Genomic DNA, 12,853 nt, shown 5'->3' with positions numbered 1-12,853 from the left:
AGATATATGAATAAAATCACAGTGATTGGTCTTGGAAACTACGGACTGGATGAACTGCCCTACGGTATTTATCAGATGCTGACAGCGGGCCGGAAAGTCTATGTCAGAACGCTTAAGCACCCGGTTATAGAGGAGCTGCCTGCGGTGCAGTGGGAGAGCTTTGATTCCATCTACGAAAAGCACGAACAGTTCCCCGCTGTCTATCAGGAAATCGTCGATACACTCTTGCGTGAAGCAGAAGAGACGGAAGTCCTGTATGCTGTGCCGGGACATCCGATGGTCGCTGAATCAACCACTCAGTTGTTGCTTCAGTCAGGGGCGCCGATTGAAGTCAAAGGTGGGAAAAGCTTCATAGATGACTTATTTACCGCAGCCGGTGCAGACCCGAATGATGGCTTTCAGATGCTGGATGCGACAGCATTTGATGCGCGTCACTTAAACATTAGAAATGCACTTGTCGTCACGCAGGTCTATAATCAGATTGTAGCCAGTGATCTGAAGATTACTCTGCTTGAACACTATCCGCCAGAGCATCCAGTCAAAGTGATCACTGCTGCACGGAATCATGAGGCGGAGGTCAGGGAAGTCCCTCTTTACGAACTGGATCATGATTTCAGTGAATCCAATCTGACCAGCCTGTATATGGCGCCCGTTACAGGGAGCGCGCTTTACGGGGAGCTGAATGAGCTAAACAGTGTCATGGCGACATTGATCAGTCCGGACGGCTGTCCATGGGATCAGAAACAGACGCATCAATCATTGAGACGCTACTTGATTGAAGAAAGCTATGAATTAATGGAAGCGATTGATGCAGATGATATCGATCATATGATTGAAGAACTGGGGGATATTCTGCTGCAGGTAGTCTTTCACGCTGCTCTTGCGCGGAGAGATGAGTTATTTGATATCAGAGAAGTGATTGAAGCGGTGACCGATAAGATGATTCGACGTCATCCCCACGTCTTTGGAGATGCGGTTGTCAACAACCTCGATGATCTGAGTCAAGTATGGGAACAGGAAAAGAAAAATGAAGGCAAAAAACAACGTGATATAAAGGTGGAAAAACAGTTTGCTGACCTTTTTATGTCACTTTATGAAAAAGTTCAAGAAGGTGCTTCTCTCGAGGAGGCGCTGCAGGAGGTTAAAGATGAGACTCGATAAATATTTAAAAGTATCACGCTTAATCAAAAGACGGACACTGGCTAAAGAAGTAAGCGATCAAGGCCGTATTACGATCAACGGCAATACGGCAAAAGCCTCGTCGGTAGTGGCAGTAGGTGATGAACTTGTCATCAGACTGGGACAGCGGATTGTCACAGTTGAAGTGACAGGTTTGTCTGACCATGCCACGAAAGATAATGCCAAGCAGATGTTCGAAGTGAAAAAAGAAGAAAAAATAACGGCCTCACCAGAATAGGAGGCGGATGAATGGCTCGTAAAGTCAACCAACTTGATAATGCATATACACGTGAAAAACGCATCAAGCTGAAGGCCAGCCGAGTGGTGCGCAAGCGCCTGGCGGTCTTTGGCGGTTTTCTTGTAGCGATACTGCTTTTCCTCTCGGTGATGATGTTCATGCAGATGAACCAGAATAAAGAGCTGTCGAGTGCGTATCAGGAAAAATCAGCTGAACTCAAGAAATTGAAGGATCAGGAAATCGCACTTAAAGAACAGCTGAAGCAATTAAACAGCAAGGAATATATCACAAAGGTCGCACGCAGTGAATATTTCCTGAGCAATGATGGCGAGATTATTTTTAAATTGCCGGAAGAAGATGCGGAAAAATAGCGAGTGAGTTGTTATTTCATGGAATCAGGCATATAATAAAAGGGAAAAAATATCGGGAGGATTTAGCAAATCTATGGCAATTGAAGTCGGAAGTAAGTTAAAAGGTAAAGTAACAGGCATTAAGAATTTCGGTGCATTCGTGGAACTGCCAGAAGGAAAAAGCGGACTTGTACACATCAGTGAAGTAGCGGACAGTTACGTTGAAAATGTAGCAGACCACCTGGAAATGGGACAGGAAGTAGAAGTGAAGGTATTATCTGTCGGTGATGACGGTAAAATCAGTCTGTCAATCAAGAAGGCTAAAGATCGTCCGAAACCACCCGCAGCACCGAAGCAAGAGAAGAAACCTGAGGATTTTGAAAAGAAACTTTCAAACTTCCTGAAAGACAGTGAGGAACGACTTACTTCTGCAAAACGTCAGACAGAGCGTCGCGGGGGCAAAGGCGCAAGACGTTAATAGGATAATTAAAAGATTGTCTCTGATGGGACAGTCTTTTGTTATTTAAGGAGATGTGAAATGGAAATCAACTGGAAAGAAACAGATAAGGTCGCTGTAGCCGTTTCTGGCGGAGTTGATTCGATGGTATTGCTGGATCAAGTAAGACGTTCCGGACATTATAAGACCTTATCTATTTTACATGTCCATCACGGGTTAAGAGCAGAATCAGATGCCGAAGCGACATTGATTGCAGATTACTGCAGACAGCATGCATTACCTTTTCATATGACGCGTGTACCGGCAGATCATTTTAATGCTGACCGGAGCATACAGAATGAAGCACGTGATATCCGTTATCGTTTTTTTGATGAGATGATGGCAGGTCAGGGCTACGATTGTCTCTTAACTGCTCATCATCGCGATGACCAAGTGGAGACGATACTCTTCAGATTACTGACGGGACGCTACCATCTGCAGCCGCTAGGCATCGGTCGGGTGGATAGAGGATATCCGGTCTACAGGCCGATCCTCAGTGATACGAAAGCATCTTTGTATCGCTATGCCGCCCTGCATCATGTTCCGTTTATGGAGGACGCATCAAATGAAAAGACAGATTATACGAGGAATGCTATCCGCCATCAGCTGATTCCTGTCATCAATCAGATAGAAGGCCTTTCTGCTGAGCATTTAAATGACTTTGCTGCCTGGCAGAGAGAAGTGCTGGAAATGGTGACGGAGCAGGCGCATCAGGTCTTAACAGTAATGAATGAGCAGCAGCGCTACAGCAGGCCCCTGTTCAATACTTTAAACCCAGTCGTTAAACGGCAGGTCCTGCTGAGTTTAATCACTGATCATGCAGCAAGTCACACACCCGTGTCGCGTCACTACCTTGATGAGATAATCAGAGTGATAAAGACTGAGAAAGCCCAGGTCAGTTATCCTTTGACGAACCGGTTGCGACTGGAAGTAGCTTATGATCAGCTGTATTTGATTGATTCAGAGGAAAAATTGAATGAGATGATGATTACACAACCTGGAGAATTTGAATTTAACGGCTTTATGATTCAACTAACTGCCCCGATTACTGATATAATCAGAGTAAGGGTTTTTGAACCGGGTGACTTCATCGTTATCAATCAGCAGCATCAGAAACTGAGCCGCATTTTCATCAACGAAAAAATCCCACGTTTTCTGAGAGAACGTCTGCCTGTTATAACGGTCAATGAAGACGTGATTGCAGTCGGAAATCTGAAGAAGAATCATCACCCGTTCAACCAGTATCTACAAATTACATTCAAAGGAGCAGAATAACATGCATAATGATATCGGAAGTATTGTATTGACAGAGGAACAAATTCAGGCAGCCTGTGAAAGATTAGGTCAGCAACTGACAGAAGATTACAGACATACAGTCCCGCTGTGTGTAGGTATTTTAAAAGGATCTGTCCTGTTCATGACAGATCTAATCAAAAAAATTGATACGCATGTCGAGATTGATTTCATGGATGTATCAAGCTATCACGGTGGTACAGAGTCAACAGGTGAAGTGAAGATCCTGAAAGACTTAAGTACATCTGTTGAAGGTCGCGATGTCATCATTATTGAGGACATTCTGGAAACAGGCACTACGTTAAATGCGATCATTGATCTCTTAAGCTATCGTAAAGCGAACTCAATTGAAATCGTGACATTATTAGATAAACCTTCTCGTCGAAAAGTAGCGATTGAAGCCAAATATGTCGGCGAAAAAATTCCGGATGACTTTGTTGTAGGATACGGACTGGATTACCAGGAAAAATATCGTAACCTGCCGTACATCGGTTTATTAAAAGAAGAAGTTTACAACTGATTTTGATAGTTTGACTATTTTTGATATTTCAAGTGTAATTAGTAGAGAGTTACTATCAAAATATGTTAAAATTTCATCTAGCTTTACAAATAAGTAGGAGGATAATGTGAATGCAAAAAGCCTTGCGTAACGTCTTGATGGTTGCCTTATTCGGCATCGTCATTTTTGGGGTTTTCTCATGGATTAACGGTAATGGCGCCCTGCCAAAACCTATCACATACACTAAATTAATGACTGAACTTGAAAAGGGGAATGTTGAAGAATTAACATTACAACCTGAACAAGGCGTCTATTTAGTCAATGGTAAGTTGAAGGATGCCAAGGACAATGAATCATTTACATCAGTGATTCTTTATAACAATGAAGCGGACTTAAAGCATATTACCGATATAGCGGAGTCCAATAAAGGAAAAATGGAATTTAATATTAAGCCAGCAGATAAAGATAATGCCTTCTTAGGCTTAATATCAACATTACTGCCTCTTTTATTATTAGCTTTCTTCTTTATTTTCTTTTTATCACAGTCACAAGGTGGCGGCGGCGGTGGCCGTGTGATGAACTTCGGTAAATCTAAAGCAAAACTGTACGACGACAAAAAGAAAAAAGTTCGTTTTACAGACGTTGCAGGTGCAGATGAAGAGAAACAGGAACTGGTTGAGATTGTTGATTTCTTAAAAGACAACCGCAAGTTCAAGAAAATAGGTGCCCGTATTCCTAAAGGGGTTCTGTTAGTCGGGCCTCCAGGTACAGGTAAAACTTTACTTGCACGTGCTGTTGCAGGTGAAGCAGGCGTCCCGTTCTTCTCTATCAGTGGATCTGACTTCGTAGAAATGTTCGTCGGCGTCGGTGCGAGCCGTGTCCGTGACTTATTCGAGAATGCGAAAAAGAATGCACCTTGTATTATTTTCATCGATGAAATTGATGCGGTCGGCCGTCAGCGTGGTGCCGGTGTCGGTGGAGGTCACGATGAACGTGAACAGACACTGAACCAGTTACTGGTTGAAATGGATGGTTTCGGTGAAAATGAAGGTATCATTATGATTGCTGCAACAAACAGACCGGACATTCTGGATCCAGCCTTACTGCGTCCAGGTCGTTTCGACAGACAGATTCAAGTAGGACGTCCAGATGTTAAAGGCCGTGAAGCGGTACTTAAGGTTCATGCGCGCAACAAACCGCTTGATGAAACAGTCGATATTAAAGCGCTTAGTCAGCGTACACCAGGTTTCTCAGGCGCAGATCTGGAAAACTTACTGAATGAAGCGGCGCTTGTGGCAGCTCGTCAAGGTAAAACGAAAATTGACATGCGTGATATCGATGAGGCGACAGACCGCGTAATTGCTGGTCCAGCTAAGAAATCACGTGTCATCTCAGAAAAAGAACGTCATATTGTCGCATGGCATGAAGCGGGTCACACAGTCATCGGTAAAGTACTTGATGAAGCAGAGATGGTCCATAAAGTGACGATCGTGCCTCGAGGCCAGGCCGGTGGGTACGCGATGATGTTACCGAAACAAGATCGCTACTTCATGACAAAACCTGAACTTCTCGATAAGATTGTCGGTTTACTGGGTGGACGTGTCGCAGAAGAGATTACATTCGGTGAAGTATCAACAGGAGCCCATAACGACTTCCAGCGTGCCACAGGTATTGCACGTAAAATGGTGACTGAATATGGTATGAGTGATAAGCTCGGCCCTCTGCAATTCGGTACAAGTGAAGGTGAAGTGTTCTTAGGGCGTGACATGGGCCATGAAGCTAACTACTCAGACCAGATTGCCTATGAAATCGATCTTGAAGTACAACGCATCATCAAAGAATCTTATGAGCGTTGTAAGCAGATTTTAACAGAGCACCGTGCTCAGCTTGATTTGATTGCTAAAACATTACTGGTTGAAGAGACATTAGTCGCGAATCAGATTGATAGCTTATTCCATCAAGGAACGCTTCCGGAAGTGAACTATGATGACTCTCATCTTTATCACATCGATGAAAATCGTGTTAAAAACCATACAACGGATGAACGTGTGATAGTGAAAGATGTCGATGCACAGGCATCTGAGGATGATAAGGTCGGCTCTTCTTATGAAGAAGTTAAACGTGAACTGGAAAGTGGCGGCGAAGTGAGAGACGAAAACGACAACGATCCAGAACCTAATGTGGATCGTTTAGATAAAGACAAATTTTAAATATCAATCCCTTTCCTCTTCATTGCAAGATGAAAGGGATTTTTTAAAGGAGAATGATTATGACACAGGATTATTCAGTAAGAGCGCTTGCGTTCAATGATGAAGTTCGAGCATTCAGCGTACGTTCAACTCAGACTGTACAAGTTGCACAGGATAAACATTATACATGGCCGACAGCTTCTGCGGCGTTAGGTCGTTCGATGACAGCAGGACTGATGATGGGGTCTATGCTGAAGAATGAAGAAAAACTGACGATCACGATCAACGGAGGCGGCCCGATCGGTCAGATTATCGTCGATGCAAATGGTAAAGGGGAAGTCCGTGGCTACGTAACAAACCCGCAGACCCACTTTGATCTGAATGAGCACGGAAAACTGGATGTGGCACGTGCAGTCGGCACAGCAGGCTCTCTGAATGTCGTTAAAGATATTGGTATGCGAGACTTTTTCACGGGTTCTACACCGATTGTCTCCGGCGAACTTGGTGAAGATTTCACTTATTACTTTGCGACAAGTGAACAGGTGCCTTCTGCAGTAGGTCTAGGTGTTCTTGTCAATCCTGATAACACTATAAAAGCAGCGGGTGGGTTTATCATCCAGTTGATGCCGGGTGCATCAGAAGAGACCATCAGTGCCATCGAGCAGCACTTAGCCACCATGGAGCCAGTCTCTAAACTGATAGATAAAGGATTGTCACCTGAACAAGTGCTTGAAGAGGTGCTTGGTGAGGATAATATCCGTATCATTGACCGTATGGATGTCGAATTTAAATGTAACTGCGGCAAGGAGAAGTTCAGTACAGCCATCAAAGGGCTGGGTAATGCAGAAATCGACAATATGATCAAAGAAGATGGCGGCGCAGAAGTCGAATGTCATTTCTGCCGTGAGAAATATTATTTTAGTGTTGAAGAACTGGAAGCATTGAAAGAAGCGTAAAACTACCCAGACCGAATGCAAAATGTTACACTTAATCCGATAACTATACTATGTGTTGAGGTGGAATAAATGAGCAAACGTGTCAATAATATTACTGAGATCATCGGCAATACACCTTTAGTGAAGTTGAACAGAGTGGTTCCTGAAGGCGCAGCAGATATCTATGTGAAACTCGAATATCAGAACCCAGGTTCATCGGTGAAAGATCGCATTGCGCTGGCAATGATTGAAGCAGCAGAAGCAGCCGGACAGTTAAAAGCAGGAGATACAATCATTGAACCGACTTCCGGTAACACAGGAATAGGCCTTGCGATGGTGGCAGCAGCTAAAGGCTACAAAGCTGTCTTAGTGATGCCTGACACAATGAGCCAGGAACGACGTACCTTGCTTCGGGCATACGGAGCTGAGCTTGTGCTTACACCTGGTGTCGAAGGGATGAAAGGGGCAATCGCCAAAGCGAACGAACTGCAAGAGGAAGAAGGCTATTTTATGCCACAGCAATTTGAGAATATGGCCAATCCAGAAGTGCACAAACGCACGACGGGTCCGGAAATTGTGGCAGCTATGGAAGGGCTGTCTATCGATGCCTTCATCAGCGGGGTAGGAACAGGCGGTACATTGTCAGGCGCCGGTTCAGTTATCAAAGACAATCATCCAAGTGTTGAAATTGTGGCGGTTGAGCCTGTTGATTCTCCGGTCTTAAGCGGCGGCCAGCCGGGCCCTCATAAAATTCAAGGTATCGGTGCAGGTTTTGTACCGAAGACGCTTGATACAGAGATGTATCAGTCAGTGATCCAGGTTGGCAATGACGAAGCGATGGAAATGAGCAGACGGGTCGCACGTGAAGAAGGTATTCTTGGCGGTATCTCGTCTGGGGCAGCGATTCATGCAGCAATCAAGAAGGCACAGGAACTCGGGGCCGGTAAAAACGTTGTAGCGATTCTGCCAAGTAATGGGGAACGTTATTTATCTACACCGCTCTATGCTGAGTATCATTAATTATTGAATTTCGGACTATCTTCTATAAGATAGTCCGCTTTATTTGTTATAATTGATGCATTATGGAGGGTGAGACGATGACTTTAATAATGGGAATATTGAATGTGACACCTGATTCTTTCTCGGACGGCGGACAATATAACAGTGTGGAAAAAGCAGTGATGCGTGTCGAGGAAATGATAGCAGAGGGCGTGGATATTGTTGACATAGGGGGCATCTCAACAAGACCAGGCTTTGAGGAGATTTCAGTAGAAGAAGAGCTGGACCGTGTCGTAGAAGTGGTCAAGGCGATCCGGCCTTATGACGTGCTGATTTCAGTCGATACTTACAGAAGTGAAGTCGCAGAAGCGGTTCTTAAAGAAGGTGCAGATTTTATCAATGATCAGTGGGCCGGAAAATATGATCCCGCTATCTTTGATGTGGTCGCCCAGTATGATGCAGGTATTTTCCTGATGCATAATGCAGAACAGCTCGTTGAAACAGATGATATCATGGAAACGATCATTGACGATTTAATGCTGCAAGTCGATCTGGCATTAGATGCAGGTATCAAAGAAGATAATATCTGGCTTGACCCCGGCATCGGCTTTGCTAAGACAAGACAGCAGGAAATCGAAACGATGCGCCGGCTTGATGAACTGTGCAGTCTGGGTTATAAAGTGCTGCTCGCTACGAGCCGTAAACGGATGGTGAAAGAGCTGCTGGATGACGGGCTGCCTGCTGATCAACGGGACGAAGGAACCGCAGCGACAACAGCGTGGGGCATCATGCAGGGTGTTGAGGCAGTCCGCGTGCATAATGTGGCGATGAACGAGAAAGTTGCCAGAGTGACAGATAGACTGCGAGGTATCTATAATGGATAAGATATTCCTGAATGGGATGAAGTTTTATAGTTATCATGGTGTTTTTGATGAAGAGAATAAGCTGGGGCAGATCTTCATTGTCGATGCCGTTCTTTCCCTCGATCTGCAGGAAGCAGGGGCAACAGATGACCTTGAGACCACCATCAATTACGGAGAAGTATTTCATCTGATTGAAAAAGAAATGCAGACACCTTCTAAACTTCTTGAACATGTCGCAGAAAGAATAGTCCGCACACTTTTCAGACAGTATGATCGTCTGGAAGAGGCGACCATTAAGATTACAAAACAGAATCCTCCGATTGCAGGTCATTATGACGGAGTCGGTGTTGAAATCCATCGTGTGAGGTAGTATAATGTCTACTATTTACTTGAGTCTTGGCAGCAATATCGGAGACCGGAGACAACAGCTGACTGATGCTGTCCGTCTGCTCCGCGAACAAGCACAGGTTAAAAAAGTATCATCGGTATATGAAACTGCGCCGGTCGGTGGGGTTGAACAAGATGATTTTTATAATATTTGTGTAGAACTGGAAAGCGACCAGACGCCGGAGGAAGTGCTGGCGATGTGTCAATCAATCGAGAGGCAGCTGAACCGTGTAAGAAAAATACACTGGGGGCCGCGAACGATTGATCTGGATATTCTGATGATTGATGACAATATCATTGAGACAGAAGACTTGAAAGTTCCGCATCCTTATATGCTGGAACGGAGTTTCGTGCTGATTCCCTTGGCAGAGATAGCACCGGAAGCGGTCCATCCTAAAACAAAAAAACTAATTAAAGAACTTGTCCAGGAAGATAAAGAAGTAAGGAAAACAGAAGTGAGGCTATAATATGTGGAAAATAGGCGATATAGAAATTAATAATAAAGTGGTACTCGCTCCGATGGCGGGTGTCTGTAATGCGGCATTCCGCCTGACAGTGAAAGAATTCGGTGCAGGACTTGTCTGTGCGGAAATGGTCAGCGATAAAGCGATTCTATTCAATAACGAGAAGACGATGAAAATGCTCTACATCGATGAGAATGAACGCCCATTATCGCTGCAGATCTTTGGGGGCGAGAAGGAAACCCTGGTAGAAGCAGCGAAATATGTGGACCAGAATACGACAGCAGATATCATTGACATCAACATGGGCTGTCCTGTCTCTAAGATCATCAAGTGTGAGGCTGGTGCACGCTGGTTACTGGATCCGCCTAAAATCTATGAGATGGTTTCAGCTGTCGTAGAAGCCGTCAATAAACCGGTGACAGTGAAGATGCGGATCGGCTGGGATGATGACCATATCTATGCGGTTGAAAATGCTAAAATGATAGAAAAAGCTGGAGCGGCAGCAATAGCGGTCCATGGCCGCACCCGCGTTCAGATGTATGAAGGTCATGCGGACTGGAGTGTGATCAAGCAGGTTAAGGAAGCGGTATCGATTCCTGTCATTGGCAACGGGGATGTCACATCACCTGAAAAAGCCAAGCAGATGCTGGAGGAGACAGGGGTGGACGCAGTGATGATCGGGCGTGAAGCGTTAGGTAATCCGTGGATGATCTACCGGACGGTCCATTATCTCGAAACAGGTGAATTGAAACCAGAACCTTCTATCTCGGAGAAGATGGATGTTGCTGTGCTGCATCTAGACCGTCTGATCCACCTGAAAGGTGAGAAAGTTGCTGTGATGGAGATGCGTAAACATGCATCCTGGTATTTAAAAGGAATTAAAGGCAACGGTAAAGCGCGTAAACTGATTAACGCGGCCGAGACACGCGATGAATTAGTTGATATACTAAGAACATTCGAACAACAAGTGCTGGAAGAAACTAAAGTAGCAGAAGGAGTGTCATAATGACTGAAGAATTAAACGACCAGATGCTGGTGCGTCGCCAGAAGATGCAGGATCTCATGGATTTAGGTATTGATCCATTCGGACAGAAATTTGAACGGACAGGAAATGCGGTCAGTCTGACTGAAGCATGGGATGCATTCTCAAAAGAGGAGCTCCATGACAAAGAAGAAGAATCAAAAGTAGCGATTGCCGGTCGTATCATGACTAAGCGTGGTAAAGGTAAAGCGGGATTCGCACATATTAAAGATCTCTCGGGCCAGATTCAGATTTATGTCCGTAAGGATGCAGTAGGAGATGAGCAGTTTGAACTGTGGAACAACGCAGACTTAGGAGATATTGTCGGAATCGAAGGAGTTATGTTCAAAACGAATACAGGAGAACTGTCTGTTAAAGCACAAAACTTCACGATGCTATCTAAGGCTTTGCGTCCACTGCCGGATAAATTCCATGGCCTGCAGGATGTGGAACAACGTTATCGTCAACGTTATCTGGACTTAATTACAAGCGAGGAATCTACTCAGACATTCATTACACGCAGTCGTATCATACAAGAGATGCGTAATTATCTGAATCAGAAAGGCTTCCTCGAAGTGGAGACACCGATGATGCATGCCATCGCCGGTGGAGCAGCCGCACGGCCTTTCGTGACGCACCATAATGCCTTAGATATGACGCTTTATATGCGTATTGCAATTGAGCTCCATCTGAAGCGCCTGATTGTCGGTGGACTGGAGAAAGTCTATGAAATCGGTCGTGTTTTCCGTAATGAAGGGGTCTCTACTCGTCATAATCCAGAGTTCACAATGATCGAACTATATGAAGCATATGCCGATTACAATGACATCATGGACCTGACAGAAGAACTGATCGCTTATCTTGCAGAGAAAGTGACAGGTTCAACGACTGTTTCTTACGATGGAGAGGAAATCAATCTTGCACCGAAATGGCGGAGATGGCATATGGTGGATGCGGTTAAAGAATATACAGGTGTCGACTTCTATGAGGTGAAATCTGATGAAGAAGCACATCAATTAGCGAAAGAGCATGGCATTGAAGTGAAGCCGAACATGAAATATGGTCATATTCTGAATGAGTTCTTCGAGCAGAAAGTAGAAGAGGAACTGGTTCAGCCTACCTTCATTTATGGTCATCCTGTAGAAATCTCGCCACTCGCAAAACAGAACAAAGAAGATAAACGCTTTACGGATCGTTTCGAGCTGTTCATTGTACGTCGTGAGCATGCCAACGCCTTTACAGAGCTTAATGACCCTGTTGACCAACGTCAGCGTTTTGAAGCTCAGATGGTGGAGAAAGAAGAAGGTAACGACGAAGCACATGAAATGGATCACGATTTCATTGAGGCACTTGAATACGGCATGCCGCCTACAGGTGGACTGGGCATCGGCATCGATCGTTTAGTCATGTTGCTTACAGACTCAGCGTCTATCCGTGACGTCCTGCTGTTCCCTTACATGAGACAGAAATAGTCTATTTCATCACTGCCGCATCTGCGGCAGTATTTTTTTTGAAAAAAGTAGAAGAATGTGTTGACTTTAGTTTTGAAATTATGTAATATAAAAAAGTCGCTTGAGACAGGAAATTAAAGCTTGTAAAGACAAGATTAATTTTGTTAAAACGGTGTAAAATTTACTGTTGATTTAGTGAGAAAAAGCAAGTATAATTCATTAAGTACTGAATTTTGCCTGGTGACGATGGCAGAGAGGTCACACCTGTTCCCATACCGAACACAGAAGTTAAGCTCTCTAGCGCCGATGGTAGTTGGACTTACGTTCCGCGAGAGTAGGACGTTGCCGGACAGAATTCATCTGGAGGATTAGCTCAGCTGGGAGAGCATCTGCCTTACAAGCAGAGGGTCGGCGGTTCGATCCCGTCATCCTCCACCATTTCTATTATGCCGGAATAGCTCAACTGGTAGAGCAACTGACTTGTAATCA

14 protein-coding genes, 1 tRNA gene and 1 rRNA gene are annotated in these 12,853 nt (G+C 44.7%); all 16 read left to right on the top strand.

What is annotated here, in order from left to right; genetic code table 11:
• Nucleotides 1-6: 6 nt before the first annotated feature.
• The 16 genes from ERX55_RS10920 (at nucleotide 7) to ERX55_RS10845 (ending at nucleotide 12,802) form a co-directional block, all read left to right on the top strand.
• Nucleotides 7-1,161, top strand: a complete 1,155-nt coding sequence (locus ERX55_RS10920) for a MazG family protein (RefSeq protein WP_133452623.1) — start codon at nucleotides 7-9, stop codon at nucleotides 1,159-1,161.
• Entirely contained in the window at nucleotides 1,148-1,417 is a 270-nt protein-coding gene (locus ERX55_RS10915; protein WP_133452622.1) for an RNA-binding S4 domain-containing protein, read from the top strand. Before ERX55_RS10920 ends, ERX55_RS10915 begins: the two co-directional genes overlap by 14 nt.
• 11 nt (nucleotides 1,418-1,428) lie before the next feature.
• Nucleotides 1,429-1,788, top strand: a complete 360-nt coding sequence (locus tag ERX55_RS10910) for an FtsB family cell division protein (protein ID WP_133452621.1) — start codon at nucleotides 1,429-1,431, stop codon at nucleotides 1,786-1,788.
• 73 nt (nucleotides 1,789-1,861) lie between these two features.
• Nucleotides 1,862-2,245 carry a S1 domain-containing RNA-binding protein gene (locus tag ERX55_RS10905; protein WP_133432602.1) on the top strand — a complete coding sequence of 128 codons (384 nt, stop codon included), beginning with the start codon at nucleotides 1,862-1,864 and terminating at the stop codon, nucleotides 2,243-2,245.
• Nucleotides 2,246-2,305: 60 nt separating this feature from the next.
• Nucleotides 2,306-3,538 (top strand): tRNA lysidine(34) synthetase TilS, encoded by a 1,233-nt coding sequence (tilS, locus tag ERX55_RS10900; protein WP_133452620.1) that lies wholly within the window; start codon nucleotides 2,306-2,308, stop codon nucleotides 3,536-3,538.
• A gap of 1 nt (nucleotide 3,539) precedes the next feature.
• On the top strand, nucleotides 3,540-4,076 hold the full coding sequence (gene hpt / locus ERX55_RS10895) for a hypoxanthine phosphoribosyltransferase (RefSeq protein WP_133452619.1): 537 nt from the start codon (nucleotides 3,540-3,542) through the stop codon (nucleotides 4,074-4,076).
• A 110-nt stretch (nucleotides 4,077-4,186) separates the two neighbouring features.
• Nucleotides 4,187-6,265 carry an ATP-dependent zinc metalloprotease FtsH gene (gene ftsH / locus ERX55_RS10890; protein WP_133452618.1) on the top strand — a complete coding sequence of 693 codons (2,079 nt, stop codon included), beginning with the start codon at nucleotides 4,187-4,189 and terminating at the stop codon, nucleotides 6,263-6,265.
• 59 nt (nucleotides 6,266-6,324) lie between these two features.
• Nucleotides 6,325-7,200, top strand: a complete 876-nt coding sequence (hslO, locus tag ERX55_RS10885) for an Hsp33 family molecular chaperone HslO (protein ID WP_133452617.1) — start codon at nucleotides 6,325-6,327, stop codon at nucleotides 7,198-7,200.
• Nucleotides 7,201-7,269: 69 nt separating this feature from the next.
• Nucleotides 7,270-8,199 carry a cysteine synthase A gene (gene cysK / locus ERX55_RS10880; protein ID WP_133452616.1) on the top strand — a complete coding sequence of 310 codons (930 nt, stop codon included), beginning with the start codon at nucleotides 7,270-7,272 and terminating at the stop codon, nucleotides 8,197-8,199.
• Nucleotides 8,200-8,276: 77 nt separating this feature from the next.
• A complete protein-coding gene (folP, locus tag ERX55_RS10875; RefSeq protein ID WP_133452615.1) occupies nucleotides 8,277-9,062 on the top strand; it encodes a dihydropteroate synthase in 786 nt (261 codons plus the stop codon).
• On the top strand, nucleotides 9,052-9,411 hold the full coding sequence (gene folB, locus ERX55_RS10870) for a dihydroneopterin aldolase (protein WP_133452614.1): 360 nt from the start codon (nucleotides 9,052-9,054) through the stop codon (nucleotides 9,409-9,411). Before folP ends, folB begins: the two co-directional genes overlap by 11 nt.
• Before the next feature lie 4 nt (nucleotides 9,412-9,415).
• Entirely contained in the window at nucleotides 9,416-9,895 is a 480-nt protein-coding gene (folK, locus tag ERX55_RS10865) for a 2-amino-4-hydroxy-6-hydroxymethyldihydropteridine diphosphokinase (RefSeq protein ID WP_133452613.1), read from the top strand.
• A gap of 1 nt (nucleotide 9,896) precedes the next feature.
• Nucleotides 9,897-10,898 carry a tRNA dihydrouridine synthase DusB gene (gene dusB / locus ERX55_RS10860; protein ID WP_133452612.1) on the top strand — a complete coding sequence of 334 codons (1,002 nt, stop codon included), beginning with the start codon at nucleotides 9,897-9,899 and terminating at the stop codon, nucleotides 10,896-10,898.
• A complete protein-coding gene (gene lysS, locus ERX55_RS10855) occupies nucleotides 10,898-12,385 on the top strand; it encodes a lysine--tRNA ligase (protein WP_133452611.1) in 1,488 nt (495 codons plus the stop codon). Before dusB ends, lysS begins: the two co-directional genes overlap by 1 nt.
• Before the next feature lie 215 nt (nucleotides 12,386-12,600).
• Nucleotides 12,601-12,715 (top strand): 5S ribosomal RNA (rrf, locus tag ERX55_RS10850).
• 11 nt (nucleotides 12,716-12,726) lie between these two features.
• Nucleotides 12,727-12,802, top strand: a tRNA-Val gene (locus ERX55_RS10845).
• The last annotated feature ends 51 nt before the right edge of the window (nucleotides 12,803-12,853 follow it).

This window comes from Macrococcus bovicus, assembly GCF_004359575.1.
Taxonomy (GTDB): domain Bacteria; phylum Bacillota; class Bacilli; order Staphylococcales; family Staphylococcaceae; genus Macrococcus; species Macrococcus bovicus.
The sequence above is the reverse complement of the archived record's forward strand: the minus strand, read 5'-3'. Positions and strand labels throughout refer to the sequence as shown.